Consider the following 16,740-nt stretch of genomic DNA (forward strand, 5'->3'; position numbering starts at 1 on the left):
CCATGCCAAAACTCTTTCACCTGAGCTGTTCGCCGCGCACGGACTCGGAATCCTCCGCCGGCGCGCGGGTCTTCATTGACCGCTTCCGCCAGGCGCGGCCGGACTGGGACATCGACGTGATGAACCTGTGGCGGGATCACCTGCCGGAATTCGAGGGTTATGTCCTGGAGGCCAAATATGCCCGCATCGGCGGGCGGGCGTTCACGGATTCGCAGCGCGATGCGTTTGCGGTCACTGAGCGCATCGCGCTCCGGTTCGCGCTCGCTGACCGCGTGCTGATTTCGACGCCGATGTGGAATTTTGGCATTCCCTACAAGCTGAAGCAATGGATCGACGTCATCACGCAGCCCGGGCTGGCGTTCCGCTACGATTCGGCGCAAGGGTATCTGCCGCTGTTCCAGGACCGGCCGACGGTCGTCATCCTGGCGAGCGGCAGCGATTTCATCACCGGCATGAATCGCGGCCGCATCGATATGGCGACCCCCTATCTGCGCGAGGCGCTTCGCTTCATCGGCGTCAGCGACGTGCGTTTCGTGCCGATCGGACCGACCACCGGACCGCTCGATCCGATCCGCACCGCACGCGAAGGCGCGCATCGGCGGCTGGCCGAGATGGCCGCGCGATTCTGATCGATAGGCTTGGCCAAACCTAAACATTTGCGGCAATATCGCGCTTACCCGGCTGGGCCGAAGGAGAACCCCGTTGAAGTGCTACGAGCTGCAGGGACCGAACGGAATCGATGGACTTGCCCTCGTCGACAAGCCTGTGCCGGAGCCCGGTGTGGGCGAGGTGCTCGTTCGGCTCAGGGCGGCAACGCTGAACTATCGCGATCTTCTCACCGTCAAGGGCGGTTACGGTTCGCGTCAGAAATTTCCGCTTGTGCCGGTTTCGGACGGTGCGGGCGTGATCGAGCGGGTCGGTCCGGGCGTGCGGGAATTCGCAGCCGGCGATCGCGTCATCGGCAGTTTCTTCGAAAGCTGGATCGGCGGCGAACCGAGCGAAGCGAAGATGCGTTCGGCCCTCGGCGGCTCAGTGGACGGCGTGCTCTCGGAGTATCGGATCTTTCCAAAGCACGCGCTGGTCAGAACGCCGGAGCACCTCAGCGACATCGAAGCCGCCGCGCTTCCCTGCGCCGGGGTCACGGCCTGGAGCGCGGTCGTCAAGCTCGGTGGCATTAAACCTGGCCAGACCGTTCTGACACAAGGCACCGGCGGGGTATCCCTCTTTGCACTTCAGTTTGCAAAAATGTGCGGCGCGCGCGTCATCGCAACCTCGTCCAGCGACGCCAAGATCGAACGTCTCAAGAAGCTCGGCGCCGACCATACATTGAACTACAAGGCGACACCCGACTGGGGAAAGAAGGCCCGCGAGTGGAGCGGCCATGGCGTCGACCTTGTCGTCGAGGTGGGCGGGGTCGGGACGCTGAACGAATCGATCAGGGCGACCAGGATCGGCGGCACCATCGCCTTTATCGGCGTGCTCGCCGGCCCGCCCCCGTCCAACTCGCGGCTGCCATTGATGGTCATGCAGCAGCAGCGGCTGCAGGGTGTCACCGTCGGATCGGTCGAGGATCTCAAGGCGATGGTGGATGGCATCGCGGCCAATCGGATGAAGCCGGTGATCGACAGAACGTTCCGTTTCGATCAAGCCAGGGACGCGTTTGCACACATGGAGAGCGGCGCGCATTTCGGGAAGGTGGCGATCGAGATCGACTGAAGTGCGATCAGCGTCCAATCCGAAGGGCCCGTGAAGACGGCGCGTTGCCCAAGTGGGACATCAGTAGACGGCACGAACGTGTACCTTGCAGAATTTCCCGGGAGGTGACGAATCAATCCTGCGACTATGCGCCGTTCGTTTTCACGTTTTGTTCATGCTTCCCCAGTAGGAAAGGATCGGCGAAGCCGTCACACCAATTTTTCTTGGTATCAGGAAAGACTGAAATGATGAGCGAGGAGCAGCACGATTTTTACAAAGTCAATTCTCTAACCAATCTGGATACGGCGTCGCCTGTCGAGGGCACGGTTGTTTGGGATGCGCCGCGCTCTTTGTGGAATGGCGCAATGCTGCTTGGGGCCATCGTCCTCGGTCCACTTACATTTTCGTGGAGCGCCTTGGCTGTCTTTCTGATCACAGCCGGTATCACGCTTTGCGCCGGCCACTCCGTCGGCTTCCACCGGCGCCTCATTCACCGCAGCTTCGAGTGTCCCAAATGGCTGGAGCGGACGCTGGTCTGGCTCGGTACGGCGGTAGGCATGGGTGGGCCGTTGTGGACCATTCGCGTGCACGACAGCCGTGATTGGGCACAGCGCCAGGCCGATTGTCATCCATTCCTCGCGCACCGGGCAGGCTTCTGGCTGGATGGCCTGCTCTATCTCCATGGCCGCCTGGTTCTGAAGCGCCCTCCAGGTTTCGATCCCGGCCCAGGAATTGGCGACGATCCCTTCTATCGGTTCCTCGATCGCACCTGGATGTTGCAGCAGATTCCGATCGCTCTCGTTTTGTATTGGCTGGGCGGGTGGCCGTTTGTGGTGTGGGGCGTCTTTGTACGCGTCGCAGCCTGCACGACGATGCATTGGGGAATATCCCATTTCGCGCACACGCAGGGAGAGCAAGACTGGACCGTCGACGGCGCGGTGGTGCAAGCCCATAACGTGTCGTTGATGGCCATTCCGACGATGGGAGAGAGCTGGCACAATAACCACCACGCCTTTCCGGGCTCTGCGCGGCACGGTCTCTATCCCGGCCAGATCGATCTCGGCTGGGAGTTCGTGAGGCTGCTGCGCGCCCTTGGCTTGGCGTGGAATGTTCAGGTGCCCGCTGAGCTGCCGCCGCGCCCTGGAATAAGCCCGGTACACGCCCGCTCGCTTTCAATCTGCGCGCCCGGCCAGGCAGAAATTTCTGGAATCCGATCGTGACCACGGCCGCCGAGGCCCTCGCCGCTTATTATGCGGCGAATGGCATGGAGGCTGACCCGGCACGCGCTGCGACATGGATTTGCAGGATAGGCCCGGCGTCGATTGAATTTCCAAACTGGAAATGGCGGCGAGACGCCGTCACACGGCACGACCTTCACCACATTCTCACCGGCTATCCCTGCACGATGACGGGAGAGATGCAGATGGCGGCCTGGGAGTTTGCCGCCGGACGCTACCGCCATTGGGCTGCGACGCTGTTCTGCCTGCCCCTGGCGCTGATGGGTTTCATGTGGGCCCCACGGCGAACCGCGCTGGCGTTCAGGTCGGGTCTCACCTCGACGAGTCTCTATGGCTCCGAACTCGACCTCGACAAGCCGCTCGCAGCGTTGCGGGCGAAAGTCGTCACGCCTCCTGCAGAAACCCTGTGATCGAACCCGCACCATCCTGACCAGCGACTCGTGCACGCGTGACGACAGCCACTGCGAATTCGGTCAGCACTGTGCGCGGCCGCCTGGATCGCCGTTGCCTGACAGAGCGGCGCGCATTTCGGCAAAGTGGCGATCGCGATCGGATGAACCACGGCATACCAAAAATGGCGGCATCTGGTCACATGCAACTCTTGCTGGTTCCAGCAATGTCCGTAGCGGGTGAAGTTGTCGTATTTTTGTAGCTCGTGATCTGTCGCCTTCGTTGTTGAGTTTCGGAGGAGCCGGAAGGCGTGGACGGTTTCCTCCGGGTTGGTCATGCCACGGATATTGCTGCCGGGTTAGCCCTCCTGGTCGGTTTCTTTGTTCGACTTGAAGCCCGTTTCTCCGCCCCGACCCGCGCTATCTCGACGGCGGCGCGCGCAGGGGCGGTCAAGGACGCGCGCTTGCGCGCCCGCAAGGGCTTGTCCTTGACGGCTCCGAGCACGCTGCCAGGCTGAGGCGCGTCGGGGCTGATCTGGTGTCCGTCGGCGGCAAACGTCGCCAATCGGTGCGGGCCAAGGAACACGCTCGCGGTGCCATCGGGATACTCATGGACCCGCACCAGGGCTTTGACGAAGTGGGGCCTGAGCCGGCTCTCCGGCAGCTGCAGCCGCCGACCGTTCCATGCGATCGTATTGTCGTTGGCGACGGTTCGGTCTTCGATCACGCACAGCGCTTCGCGCCAAGCCTCGTGGCGATCGGCGACGAACGCCGTGCCCGGCTGTTCGGCCTTGATCGCAAACGCCGCGTTATGCTCGGCCATGTAATGCGCCCTCAGCCACGCATTGGCGGCTTCGACCGTCCTGATCCCGGCGAGCCGCAGGTCCTTCGGCAGCCGGCCCTGCAGCGTGCCGAACATCCGCTCGGAGCGCCCGCGCGCCTCCGGCGAATAGGCTGCGATATGCTCGATCCCAAGATGCGATAAAGCCCGTCCCACCTGGGTTTGTTGCGTCTTCGAGACCTTCTCGCCAGCCTTCGGGGTGTAGAAATAATGGCTGCCGCGATCGGTGTAGAGCGCGCAGAACAGGCCGCGCCCGCCAATCACTTCGCCCAAGGCCTGGAACGTCGACGCCGTGCCTTCTTCCTCGACCAGAAACATCGAGTAGATCTCGCTCGTCGCATCGTCCAGCGTGACGATCAGGTCCATCGCCGGCAGACCTTCGATCCAGGCGTGGCGCGACCCGTCCTGATGCAGCAGCATGCCCGGAAGCGGCCGGCGCGGACGCTTCTTGCGGTGCGCCGAACGCTTCGGCGCCTTCCGCACCAAGCCCGCCGCGTGCAAGGCCAGCTTCGTCACCGTGTAGCCAAGCACATAGCCATGCCGCTTTTGCAGCTGCTCGTGGAAGTGCTTCACCGTGAAGTCCGCGTACCTGTCCCGGAACAGCCCCAGCATCCGCTCAAGCTCTTCCTCCGGCGCGCGCCGCGGCGATCGCCGCCCCATACGGAGGTCGACAAGCCCGTCATCGCCCTCCGCCTCATAGCGTTCCGCCCAACGTTGAAACGTCCGCACGTTGATCCCGAGAAGCTCAGCCGCGGCCACCTGCGTCAGTTCCTTCGCCTCCGTCCGATCCAGCAAATCCGAAAACCGCATCCGTCGTACACCCTCGTGAATGGATGCCGTGCCCATCGTGCCCCCTTTGTTCCAGGGCACCAAAAACACGACACTTCACGAGCTACAAACACACGACAGATCACGCGCTACTGACACTTGCTGGTTCCAGCAATTGCTTCTGCCGCCATTAAGCTTTAAATTCCCGCTATTCGCCTCGTCGAAAAACGGGCGCCGCCTGGCGCTCGCGAGAGCTGAACGGGATTTGCAACCGAGCTGGGTCGCCGCCTCGCCGGAAGCTGAGGGTCCGCCCCTTCCTTGGCGAGAGATGTAGACCGGCTGTGAGCGAGACAACCAGCGCGAGAACAAGGCCGCCGGCGCGGGAACCGCAGCGAGCAGCCGGATGGAAATGAATAATGACTGAAGACAAGAGCAAATTGCTGAGATCGCTGACGATCGATCGCAGCGCCAGCAAGGCGGAGCGGTCGGGTAGCCGCTGGCTGCCGATTTCGGTCGCCATTGTCGCCTGCGTGGTCGGATTCGCCGCCTTTGCCGCCTTCGAGTTCCGAAGGCAGGACCCGCCCAAGGAGACCGCACCGCAGACCGTAGCGCAGACCTCCTCACAACCGCAGACGCCGCAGCCTCAGCAGCCTGCAGCGAATGGCAAGGCGGCCGGCAGTCTGGCGGCCTCCGGCTATGTGGTGGCGCGCCGCAAGGCAACCGTTGCGGCCGAGATCACTGGAAAAGTGGTCGAGGTCTTCATCGACGAAGGCATGACGGTGACCGAGGGTCAGGTCGTCGCGCGGCTCGATAGCGTGCTTGCCGAAAGGGATTATGAACTGGCCCGCTCGCGCGTCGAGACGGCCGATGCCGCGATCGCCGCGATCACCGCCGATCTGGAGGACGCGACCCGGATCATGACGCGGGTGCAAACGCTCTCGCAGAAGAATTTCGCGACCGAGGCCGATCTGACCAAGGCGCAGGCCCGGGTCGGCGTGCTCAGCGCGCAATTGCGCCAGGCGCAGTCGCAATTCGAGACCGCCAAGATCGACGCCAAGCGCAGCGCCTCGATGCTCGACAAGCATCAAATCCGGGCGCCGTTTGCCGGCGTCGTCATCGACCGTAGCGCGCAGCCGGGCGAGATGATTTCACCGATGTCGGTCGGCGGCTACACCCGCACCGGCATCTGCACCATCGTCGACATGGATTCGATCGAAATCGAGGTCGACGTCAACGAAGCCTTCATCGGCCGCGTCGCTCCCGGCGGCGCCGTGAACGCGATGCTGGATGCCTATCCGGACTGGACCATTCCGGCCTCGGTGATTGCCATCGTGCCGACTGCGAACCGCGAGAAGGCCACCGTGAAGGTGCGCATCCGCTTCGACAAGAAGGACCCGCGCATCCTGCCCGACATGGCGGTGAAGGTGAACTTCCTGGCCGACGCCAAGGCAAAGGGCGCCACTGAAACCACCGCCGCGAACTAGCATCCAGCCGAAATCCCTGGAGGAGACAAGCGTGACAGCCGAGCATCCGATGGTTCGCCTTACGGGCGTAGCTAAGCGTTTCACCAAGGGCAAGGAAACGATCTCGATTTTCGATCACCTCGACCTGGCGATCCCCCGTGGCGATTTCATTGCGGTCATGGGTCCGTCCGGTTCGGGCAAGACGACGCTGCTCAACCTGCTCGGGGGCATCGATCGCGCCGACGCCGGCGAGATCGCAGTTGCGGATCACCGCATCGACGGCCTCTCCGAGGGCGAACTCGCCGCCTGGCGCGCTGCCAATATCGGCTTCATCTTCCAGTTCTACAACCTGATGCCGATGCTGACCGCGGCGCAGAACGTCGAACTGCCGCTGTTGCTCACCAAATTGAACCGCAAGGAGCGCGCCGATCGCGTTCACACCGCGCTTTCCGTGGTCGGGCTCGCCGACCGCATCAAGCATCGTCCGCGTGAAATGTCGGGCGGCCAGCAGCAGCGCGTTGCGATTGCGCGCGCGATCGTCTCGGATCCGAACCTGTTATTGTGCGACGAACCGACCGGCGATCTCGACCGGCAATCCGCCGACGAAATTCTTTCGATCCTGCAACTGCTCAATGGCGATCTCGGCAAGACCATCGTGATGGTTACCCATGACCCTGCCGCGGCGAACTATGCCAAGCGTGTCCTGCATCTCGACAAGGGTCGCTTCGTCGAACGGGAGCTTGCCGCGTGAACGATTTCGACCTGGTCCGGAAAAACCTGTTCCGCCGCAAATTGCGCGCCAGCCTGATGATCGTGTCGATCCTGATCGCCTTCATGATCTTCGGCGTGCTCGCCGGATTTTACCGCGCCTTCACCGCCGGCGAGGATGCCGCCGCCGCGGACCGGATGATCACCGTCAACAAGATCAACTTCACCCAGCCGATGCCGATCGCCTATTTCAACCGTGTGCGGGCGGTGGAGGGGGTGCGGCAGGTGACTTTCGCAAACTGGTTCGGCGGCTATTATCAGGACCCGAAGAACTTCATCATGGCGCTCGCGATCGAGCCGAGCACCTATTTCGACGTCTATCGCAGCGAATTCGAGGTTCCGCCCGACCAGCTTCAGGCGTTCGCGCGTGACCGCGGCAGCGCCGTGGTCGGCGAAAAGCTGGCGCAAAAGTGGGGCTGGAAAATCGGCGACCGCATTCCCATTCAGAGCAACATCTTCAGCCAGAAGAGCGGCGGCCACACCTGGGACCTCACCATTGCCGGCATCGTCAAGGGCAAGGCTGAGCACATCGACACCAACTTCCTGCTGTTCCAGTACCCCTATTTCGACGAGACCCGCAGTTTCGGCAAGGACACCATCGGCTGGATGATCCTTCAGACGACCTCGCCCGAAAACAACGATCGGGTGGCAAAGGCGATCGACGCGATGTTCGCCAATTCCACCGCCGAGACCTCGACCGACACCGAAAAGGCGTTCGGCAAGGCGTTTGCCGCGCAGTTCGGCAACATCGCGCTGATCGTATTGCTGGTCGTCGGCGCGGCTTTCGTCACCATCCTGATGATCGTCGGCAATACCATGGCGCTGTCGATCCGGGAGCGCACCCGCGAGATCGGCGTGCTGAAGACGCTCGGCTTTTCGGGTCCGCGGATCCTGGGCATGGTGCTCGGCGAATCCGTGCTGCTGGCGCTGCTCGGCGGAATTCCTGGCCTGGCGATTGCAGCGCTGATCGCAATGGCGCTTCGCAACAGCCTCGCCAGCGTCGCGCCCGCCTTTTCGGTATCGCCGACGATCATCCTGCAAGGATTGGCGCTGATGATCGCACTTGGGCTTATTACGGGGATCATTCCGGCGCTCAACGCCATGCGGCTCAGAATTGCAACCGCGCTCGGACGGGGATAGGCATGCGTTCGCTTTGGCTTCAAGTCGCGGCGGTCACCGCCATCAATCTCAAGAGCATTGCGCAGCGGCGCTGGCTCTCGCTCTCGACGGTGATCGCGATCGCGCTGGTGGTGATCGTGCTGCTCGCCTTCCTGGCGATGGCCAATGGCTTCCAGCGCACCATTGCGGGATCCGGCGCCGATGACATCGCGATCGTGCTGCGGGCCGGCTCGCAGGCCGAAATCAACAGCACGGTGAGTCGCGACCAGGTGCGGCTGATCGAGGATGGTCCCGGCGTCGCCCGCGGCAGCGACGGCAAACCCCTGATCTCGCCGGAACTCTATCTCGTGGTCGACGGCATCAAGCGTTCGACCAAGACCAAGGCCAACCTGCCGCTGCGCGGGATCGGCGAACAGGGCAGCGCGCTACGCAAGGACATCGTCATCACCGCAGGCCGCATGTTCAACCGCGGCAGCAACGAGGTGGTGGTCGGTAAAGCGCTGCTGCGGGAGTTCGAAGGATTCGACATCGGCTCTACCGTGGCGTTCGGCGCCACGCGCTGGACCGTCGTCGGCGTGTTCGAGGCGGGAGGCAGCGTGTTCGAATCCGAAATCTGGGCCGATCTCAACGTGGTGCAGAGCCTGTTCAACCGCAACAACATCGTGCAGACCGTGCGCGCGCGCCTCACCGGGCCGGCCGCACTGAACGAGCTCAAGAGCTACAGCGACAACGATCCGCGGCTGAAGCTCGATGTCAAATCCGAAGCCGCCTACTTCGCCGAACAGGCCTCGCAGACCTCCGACCTGATTCAGAAGCTCGGCTGGCCCTTGGCGATCGCGATGGCGCTGGGCGCGGTCGCCGGCGCGCTCAACACGATGTATTCGTCGGTCGCAGCCCGCGCGACGGAAATCGCGACGCTGCGCGCCATCGGCTTCGGCGGCTTCCCCGCGTTTGTCGGAACGCTCGCCGAATCGCTGCTGCTCGCCGTCATCGGCGGGTTCTTAGGCGCCGCCGCCACCTACCTGATTTTCGACGGCGTCACGGCCTCGACCCTTGGCGGAAACTTCACGCAGGTGGTGTTCGACTTCAAGCTCAGTCCCTGGCTGATCGCCGAGGGTGTTGTGCTTGCGCTGATCGTCGGCCTGATCGGCGGATTGTTTCCGGCCCTGCGGGCCGCGCGGCTGCCGATCGTCGAGGGCCTGTACGCGAACTGAGATTCACGCTCTCATCGAACAAACGCGCCAGTGGTTATCGCTGTTTGAATTTCGAAACGAGCGCGCGGCACATTCTTGGTCGTCCCTGCGAACGCAGGGACCCATACCGCGTGATCGATCGAGGAAGCGCGGTCGCAGACGCCCTGCGTCGACTATTGTTGTGAGTTGAAGCAAAGCCGTCTCCCCTCCTGCCCATTTCGACGGCCGCGGCGTATGGGCCCCTGCGTTCGCAGGGGCGACAAGTTGATAGGTTCTCGCCTTTTCCCACGGTCGTCCCTGCGTTCGCAGCGACAACGTCGAGAGAGCGCAGAGCGTCGCAGGTAAGTCGCTGCTTCACACCAAGAAATTCACGAAATCGCGGATCGTTAGCCTGGCTGGGCGCGTCCGCAATGAACATCCAGTGATTGAATTGTCCTGATTGAATTGCCCTGATGACAAACTGAATCCGCGGCAGTAGCCTGTCCCAAAATATAAAACGCACGGGAGGAATAGCATGCCAGACGCAGCGGTCGCAGCTCGTTCTTCTGAATCAACCGACAGCGGCACGACGCAGCAGGTCGATGTCGCCGTGGTCGGCGCCGGGTTTGCCGGCCTCTATCTCCTGCATCGCCTGCGCAAGGCCGGCTTCACGGCGGTGGTGATCGAGGAGGCCGGCGACGTCGGTGGTACCTGGTACTGGAACCGCTATCCCGGCGCACGCTGCGACATCCAGACCATCGACTACAGCTACACGTTCGATCCCGAACTGGAGAGCGCGTGGCAATGGTCGGAGAAATACGCAACGCAACCGGAAATCCTGCGCTATCTCGGCTTCGTCGCCGACCGCTACGAACTGCGCCGCGACATCCGCTTTCGCACAAAAGTCACGGCGGCGAATTGGGACCAGACGGCGGAGCGCTGGCGGCTCACGACAGACAATGGCGCTGGGGTTTCCTGCCGCCACTACATCATGGCGACCGGCTGCCTCTCTGCGCCAAAGCCCCCGGAGATCGATGGCGTCAAGGATTTCAAGGGCGAGATCTATTTCACCGGCCGCTGGCCGCATGACGAGGTCAAGCTCGCCGGCAAGCGCATCGCCGTCATCGGCACGGGATCATCGGGCATCCAGTCGATCCCGCTGCTCGCGGAGCAGGCGGCGCATCTCACCGTCTTCCAGCGCACGCCGAACTTCGCTTTGCCCGCCCACAATGGTCCGGCGCCGGCGGACCGCCGCGCCATGCTGGAAGGCGATCGCGCTACTTACCGCGAGCAGGCGCGCCGGTCGCTCGCGGGCGTCCCCTATCCGCAACAGATGGCGGTGAGCTGGCAATTGAGCGATGCCGAACGGCGCGAACGCTTCGAGCAGGCGTGGGCCACCGGCGATCTCGTCTACATCCTGACCCAGCTCTGGGCCGATCAGGGCGTCGACGTCGACGGCAACACGCTGCTCGCCGATCTGATCCGAGAGAAGATCCGCGACATCGTCAAGGACCCTGAGATAGCCGAAGCCCTGACCCCGCACGACCATCCGTTCGGCGCCAAGCGTCCCTGCCTCGATACCAACTATTACGCCACCTACAACCGCCCCAACGTCACGCTGGTTAACCTGCGGCAGGAGCCGATCACAGCGATCACGGCCTCCGGCATCAAAACCGACAAGCGCAATTTCGACGTCGACGTCATCGTGTTCGCCACCGGTTTTGACGCCATGACCGGCGCGATCAAGGCGGTGCATCCGATCACGGGCCGCGACGGCAAATCGCTGTCGGATGTCTGGGCCAACGGCCCGCAGACCTATCTCGGGCTCACCGTCGCAGGCTTCCCCAATCTGTTCCTGATCACGGGCCCGGGCAGTCCGTCGGTGCTGTCGAACATGGCGGTGTCGATCGAGCAGCATGTCGACTGGGTGGTCGACCGGCTGGCTGCGATGCGCGAGGCCGGCTTCACGACCATCGACGCGACCGAGACGGCGCAGGCCGGCTGGGCGCAGCACATGGCCGATTGCTCGATGATGACGCTGCATCGGCTGGCCAATACCTGGTACACGGGCGCCAACGTTCCCGGCAAGGCGCAGGGCGTGATGCCCTATACCGGTGGCGTCGGCCCCTACCGCAGCATCTGCAACGAGGTTGTCGGCCGCGGCATGCTGGGTTTCAAGCTATCAGGCCCTGATGTTGCCGAGCAATGCAACGACGGCGAGGTGGTTCGCCTGCAGCCGGACGTGCGGCTGGTGCTGGGCATGCTGGCGGAGATGAACCTGCCGCAAATCGAACAGCTTGGCGCCCAAGGCGCGCGCGACTTCCTCACCGAATTCAACAAGGGTCGTCCTGCAGGAAGGCCGGTTGGCGAGGTCGGCGACGGCGTCCTGCACGGCGCCGATGGTCTGCTGTCCTACTGTCTCTATCGGCCGGCAACGCCGGGGCCGCATCCGATCGTGGTCTATTTCCACGGCGGCGGCTGGGTGCTCGGCGACGAGCAGTCCGACGATCCGTTCTGCCGCGACATCTGCCGCCGCAGCGGCATGATCGTGGTCAGCGTCGGGTACCGCCATGCGCCCGAGCATCGCTTCCCGGCGGCGGCCGAGGATGGCTATGCGGCGACGCGCTGGATCGCGGAACATGCGGCCGAACTCGGCGGCAAACCGGGACCGGTGCTGGTCGCGGGCTGGAGCGCGGGCGCCAACATCGCCGCCGTGACCTGCCAGCTCGCGCGCGACCGCGGCGGCCCGCAGATCGCGGGCCAGCTCCTGATATGCCCGGTCACCGATTGCAGGTTCGACCGCCCGTCCTACGCCGACAATGCGATCGGCTATTTCCTGACGCGATCGCTGATGTTCTGGTTCTGGGACATCTATTGTTCGCCCCGCCGACCGCACCGATCCGCGCGTATCGCCACTGCGCGGCAATCTGGCCGGCCTGCCCCCGGCATTCGTGGCCACCTGCGAGTTCGATCCGCTGCGTGACGACGGCATCGAATATGCCGAGGCGATGGCTGCCGCCGGTGTCCCGGTCGAGCAATTGCAGGCGCGTGGCCACATCCATACATCCCTGATGATGGTGGACGTTGTGGTCACCGGCGTCAGCGGACGCGCAAAGATGGCGGAAGCGCTGCGCGGTTTTGCGGGACTGCCCCGGAAGTTGGAAGCGAGTGGCGAGGAAGCCTCGCCGATCGCGGTCAACGCTGCTGCGGGGTAAGCGCGCAAGGCAAGGATGGCCGCGCGATTATCTGCGCGGCCTGACGGTCTGACGGCTTACGACGGGCGCTTGCGTTGCCCACCGCAGGCGTTTTGCAGGGAACCGGCAGACTGTCATGCAATAGATTTTCTACGTCAACCGCTCACTGAATTTCGCTTATTATCGCCGTGACTTCAGCAAAATTCTGGCTCCCTGCCAGATCGCTCCAGACTCCCATCAATCTAAACAATCGGAAGTTCAGATCTCATGACCGGCACAGACGATACAAAAGCCATCGAAAGCGTGATCCAATCCTACCTCGACGGTCTCCACGAGGGCGACGCTGGCAAGATTGCCAGCGCGTTTCATCCGACCAGCGCGCTGACCAGCATCTCGGAGGCGGGCGAACTGGCGATCACGCCCCGCGACGTCTGGCTGAACAACGTCCGGAACAGACCATCGCCGAAGCAACGGGGCCTGCCGCGCCACGACCAGGTGCTGTCGATCGATCTCGTCGGTCCGACGATGGCCTACGTCAAGCTCAAATGCGCGATTCCGCCGCGCTTCTTCACCGACCAGCTCTCGCTGTTGAAGATCGATGGCCGCTGGCAGATCGCGCAAAAGGTCTTCATGACCGACCTGCGGGGGTGATTGTCCGCAGGCTCTCTCCACTCCCTCTCCCCGCCCCTTGCGGGGTCGAGACGAGCGAAGCTCGCTCTTAGAGGGTTGGGGTGAGGGGCGCCCTCCGCGAGCTCTGAACGACGTGAGACCTGTACCCCCTCACCCGGATTGCTCCGCAATCCGACCTCTCAGCGCAAGCGGGGCGAGGTTGAAGAGGACCGTGCGTCACAACATGGAAAGAGGACCGCGATGAACGTACTCGACGATTACATGGTCGATCCGCGCCTGTCGCTCTTGGACAAGACGCGGATCCAGGCCCAGGTGCTGGTGCCGGTGCTCCGGGCCTTGCGCGCTGAACTGGGCAAGGAAAGGGCTGACGCAATCGTAAAGGACGCGCTCCGCAACTGGTCGAAGCAACTGTTCGCCGCCGTGGGTGAGAGCGTAGATGGTAGCCCGCGGCGCAAATGGGCGACGCTGCACACGGCGCTTGCCGAAGTTACCGAACGGGAAGTGACGGTGGATATGCGCCGTCACGACAGGCACGCGCTGGAATTCGACGTGACGCATTGCCGCTTCGCGGAATTCTTTCGCGCGCTCGGCGAGCCGGAACTCGGCGCGCTGCTGGTCTGCGCCACCGATTTCGATATCGTTGCGGCCGGCGGCAGCGCGGTCGGCCTCACGCGCGACCAGACCCTGATGCAGGGCGCGCCGAGCTGCACGTTCCGCTACAGGTTCGCGCCGCGGGCGTAATTGCCTCGTGAAAAACGCTCTCAATCGCGTATGATGGCGCAAGAGGCCTGGCTTGACCGGGCTCGCAAGGGAGAGCGCCGATGGCAGCGACAGCGGAGCAAGCATCACCCTGGCTCAAGGGGCGATCATTCGTCTCGTTGAAGGAAGAGTTCGACCGCAGCGGTTACCTGATCTTCGAACGCGTTCTTCTGCCCGATCGCGTGGCCGAAATCCGCGCGGCGCTGGCGCCGCATCTGGCGCGCGATCTGCTCGGCCGCAACGATTTTGAAGGCACCAAAACCAACCGGGTGTACGCCCTGTTGGCGAAATCGCCGGTCTTTGCCGAGCTCGCGATCCATCCGCTCGCCATGGCCTTTGTCGAAGCTGAACTCGGCGAGAGCTGCCTGCTGTCCGCCATGCTCGCGATCAATCTCCATCCCGGCGAGACCGTGCAGCCCTGGCATTTTGACGACAGCGGCGCCAAGATTCCGCGGCCCCGCCCTGCCCTTGGCATCTCTACGTTCTGGGCGATCGACGACACCACCGAGCAGAACGGCGCCACCGAAATCATTCCGGGAAGCCATCTGTGGGACGGGGAGTATATCGAGGGCGCGGTGCAGCCCGCCCACTTCACCAACGAAGCCGCTCACGATGAAGGCAACAGGCCGGACGCCGTCAAGCTGACCATGCCGTCGGGATCGCTGGCGATCACCAAGGGAACGCTGTGGCACCGCGGCGGCGCCAACCGGTCAGACCGGCCGCGCCTGATCGTCACGCCGCAATATTGCGTGGGCTGGGTACGGCAACTCGAGAACATGGCGCTCGCCGTCCCCGCCAACGTGGCGAGCCAATTGCCGGAGCGCGCACGCGAACTGATCGGCTACTCGATCCATCCGCCATTCATGGGTTATGTCGACGGCGTTCATCCCAGGCGCCTGCTGCGCACGCACTGACTGGTGCAAGAGCGCCGCAGGTTCTACGCACGCCTTACTCTGCGGCGGTCGCAGACCTCACCGAAACCCGCGCCTCCGCATCGAACACGATGCCGTCATAGCCCCTCTCGGCAACGTCGGTGATGGCCGCGACATATTTCGGCGTGCCGCCATTATAAACGAGATATCGCGTCTTGCCGTGTTCGTGGCCGGGGATGTTGGAATTGTAGCCGGTGAACCATGACTTGGCTTTGCGCATCAGCATGATGGCGTACATCTTCGTCACATGCGCGGTCCAGCGCGCCTGCGCTTCGGCCGTCGGCTCGGCACGCGTGTAGCCGCGGCGCCAGATGTGCTCGAGCAGGCCCATGCACCAGCCGACGCCGTTCTCGATACCGCGCGGAAAATTCGTCGAGGCCGAACCGCTTTGCGGCCCGGTCGGCATCAACAGGTTCGGAAAACCATGCGCCATCATGCCGAGAAAGGTCGAAGGGCCGTCGCGCCATTGGTCGGCCAGTTTGACCCCGCCCACGCCGGTGATGTCGATCGCATCGAATGAGCCGGTGATGGCATCGAAGCCGGTGGAATAGACCAGTATATCGAGCTCGTAGTCGCGCGCATTGGTGCGCAGGCCGGTAGCGGTCACCCGCTCGATCGGGGTCTCACTGATGTCGACGAGATGCACATTGTCGCGGTTATAGGCCTCGAAATAATTGGTCTCCAGCGGCACCCGCTGCACGCCAAAACCGTGATCCCTGGGAATCAACTTCTCCGCCGTCACCGGGTCCTTGACGCGGCGGCGGATGCGGTCGGCGATATAGGCGGAAAACTCGGCGTTGACCGTCTCATCGGTAAAAATCTCGCGGAAATTGCTCAGCCAGATGCCGAAGCCGGGCTCGTCATAGAGCTTGTCCCACAGCGCCAGCCGTTCCTCGCGCGTGGCCTCATAGAAGCCGCGCCGGTCCGGCTCGTGCTCGAAGCCGCCGGGCGTGCGCTTGCAGGCCGCGAAAATCTCGTCATAGCGCGCGCGAATGTCGGCCATGTCAGCGTCGGAGATCGGGCTGTTGTTGAGCGGCGCGCTCCAGTTCGGACGCCGCTGAAACACGGTCAACTCGCCGACCTTGTCCGCGATCTCGCCGATCACCTGGATTGCGGTCGCACCGGTGCCGATGATGCCGACCCGCTTGCCGGCCAGTTCGACCGGCTCATGCGGCCAGTGAAACGTATGGAACGCACGCCCCTTGAACGTCTCCATGCCGTCCAGCCGCGGCAGCGTCGGTATCGCCAGCAACCCGACCGCAAGAATGACGAACCGGCAGGTCAGTTCGCTTCCGTCGTCGAGCCTGAGCCGCCACAGATGATTGGCCTCGTCGAAGACCGCCGCCGCCACCTTGCGATTGAAGCGCATGTATTTGCGCAGATCGAATTTGTCGGCGACGTAGTTGAGGTAGCGGAGGTTCTCCGGCTGCGCCGAAAACCGCTCCTTCCAGTGCCACTCGTTGAGCAGCTCCTTGGAGAAAGAATAGCCATAGGTGTAGCTCTCGGAATCAAAACGCGCGCCCGGGTAGCGGTTCCAGTACCAGGTTCCACCGAGATCGGGGGCGGCATCCAGCACCAGTGCATCCACCCCGAGATCGGCCAGCCGCTTGATCTGGTAAATGCCTGACACGCCCGCGCCAACGACGACGACCTCGTAATGCGGCTTGATGTCCCCGGTCATGCGCGGCTTCCCCGTTGTTGTTTCTTGGACGATCCTGGCGCAGTCAGGGTGGACTATACTCAATAATTCGCGTCGTGCACTTGCGTCAGGA

Annotated in this window: 13 protein-coding genes and 1 pseudogene; 12 read left to right on the forward strand and 2 right to left on the reverse strand. The window is 63.3% G+C overall.

Annotated features, from left to right (window positions below; all coding sequences use genetic code 11):
* Nucleotides 1-2 precede the first annotated feature (2 nt).
* From V1293_RS16395 to V1293_RS16410, 4 genes are all read left to right on the forward strand, one after another.
* Nucleotides 3-629 carry an FMN-dependent NADH-azoreductase gene (locus V1293_RS16395; protein ID WP_334510937.1) on the forward strand — a complete coding sequence of 209 codons (627 nt, stop codon included), beginning with the start codon at nucleotides 3-5 and terminating at the stop codon, nucleotides 627-629.
* A gap of 73 nt (nucleotides 630-702) precedes the next feature.
* Nucleotides 703-1,716, forward strand: coding sequence for a zinc-dependent alcohol dehydrogenase family protein (locus V1293_RS16400; RefSeq protein WP_334510938.1), 1,014 nt, complete (start codon nucleotides 703-705; stop codon nucleotides 1,714-1,716).
* A gap of 224 nt (nucleotides 1,717-1,940) precedes the next feature.
* Nucleotides 1,941-2,915: an acyl-CoA desaturase gene (locus V1293_RS16405; RefSeq protein WP_334510939.1), complete on the forward strand. Its 975-nt coding sequence runs from the start codon at nucleotides 1,941-1,943 to the stop codon at nucleotides 2,913-2,915.
* Nucleotides 2,912-3,343 carry a hypothetical protein gene (locus V1293_RS16410; protein WP_334510940.1) on the forward strand — a complete coding sequence of 144 codons (432 nt, stop codon included), beginning with the start codon at nucleotides 2,912-2,914 and terminating at the stop codon, nucleotides 3,341-3,343. The genes V1293_RS16405 and V1293_RS16410 overlap by 4 nt, the downstream gene beginning before the upstream one ends.
* A 313-nt stretch (nucleotides 3,344-3,656) precedes the next feature.
* On the opposite strand, the gene V1293_RS16415 is transcribed toward V1293_RS16410, so the two are convergent.
* On the reverse strand, nucleotides 3,657-4,973 hold the full coding sequence (locus V1293_RS16415; protein ID WP_334506553.1) for an ISNCY family transposase: 1,317 nt from the start codon (nucleotides 4,971-4,973) through the stop codon (nucleotides 3,657-3,659).
* A gap of 374 nt (nucleotides 4,974-5,347) precedes the next feature.
* Between V1293_RS16415 and V1293_RS16420 the strand changes: the two genes are divergently transcribed.
* The 8 genes and pseudogenes from V1293_RS16420 (at nucleotide 5,348) to V1293_RS16455 (ending at nucleotide 14,950) form a co-directional block, all read left to right on the forward strand.
* On the forward strand, nucleotides 5,348-6,415 hold the full coding sequence (locus tag V1293_RS16420; protein ID WP_334510941.1) for an efflux RND transporter periplasmic adaptor subunit: 1,068 nt from the start codon (nucleotides 5,348-5,350) through the stop codon (nucleotides 6,413-6,415).
* 49 nt (nucleotides 6,416-6,464) lie between these two features.
* On the forward strand, nucleotides 6,465-7,145 hold the full coding sequence (locus V1293_RS16425) for an ABC transporter ATP-binding protein (RefSeq protein ID WP_334516746.1): 681 nt from the start codon (nucleotides 6,465-6,467) through the stop codon (nucleotides 7,143-7,145).
* Nucleotides 7,142-8,302 carry an ABC transporter permease gene (locus V1293_RS16430; protein ID WP_334510942.1) on the forward strand — a complete coding sequence of 387 codons (1,161 nt, stop codon included), beginning with the start codon at nucleotides 7,142-7,144 and terminating at the stop codon, nucleotides 8,300-8,302. The genes V1293_RS16425 and V1293_RS16430 overlap by 4 nt, the downstream gene beginning before the upstream one ends.
* A gap of 2 nt (nucleotides 8,303-8,304) precedes the next feature.
* Nucleotides 8,305-9,495, forward strand: coding sequence for an ABC transporter permease (locus V1293_RS16435; RefSeq protein WP_334510943.1), 1,191 nt, complete (start codon nucleotides 8,305-8,307; stop codon nucleotides 9,493-9,495).
* Nucleotides 9,496-9,988: 493 nt separating this feature from the next.
* A pseudogene (locus V1293_RS16440) lies at nucleotides 9,989-12,668 on the forward strand (flavin-containing monooxygenase).
* 246 nt (nucleotides 12,669-12,914) lie between these two features.
* Nucleotides 12,915-13,298 (forward strand): nuclear transport factor 2 family protein, encoded by a 384-nt coding sequence (locus tag V1293_RS16445; protein WP_334510944.1) that lies wholly within the window; start codon nucleotides 12,915-12,917, stop codon nucleotides 13,296-13,298.
* Between the two features lie 219 nt (nucleotides 13,299-13,517).
* Nucleotides 13,518-14,018, forward strand: coding sequence for an L-2-amino-thiazoline-4-carboxylic acid hydrolase (locus tag V1293_RS16450; protein ID WP_334510945.1), 501 nt, complete (start codon nucleotides 13,518-13,520; stop codon nucleotides 14,016-14,018).
* A gap of 80 nt (nucleotides 14,019-14,098) precedes the next feature.
* Nucleotides 14,099-14,950, forward strand: a complete 852-nt coding sequence (locus V1293_RS16455) for a phytanoyl-CoA dioxygenase family protein (protein WP_334510946.1) — start codon at nucleotides 14,099-14,101, stop codon at nucleotides 14,948-14,950.
* A 34-nt stretch (nucleotides 14,951-14,984) separates the two neighbouring features.
* Here the strand turns inward: V1293_RS16455 and V1293_RS16460 are convergent, their stop codons facing one another.
* Nucleotides 14,985-16,649 (reverse strand): flavin-containing monooxygenase, encoded by a 1,665-nt coding sequence (locus tag V1293_RS16460; RefSeq protein ID WP_334510947.1) that lies wholly within the window; start codon nucleotides 16,647-16,649, stop codon nucleotides 14,985-14,987.
* Nucleotides 16,650-16,740: the final 91 nt, after the last annotated feature.

The sequence above is a fragment of the Bradyrhizobium sp. AZCC 1693 genome, from assembly GCF_036924745.1.
Classification (GTDB): domain Bacteria; phylum Pseudomonadota; class Alphaproteobacteria; order Rhizobiales; family Xanthobacteraceae; genus Bradyrhizobium.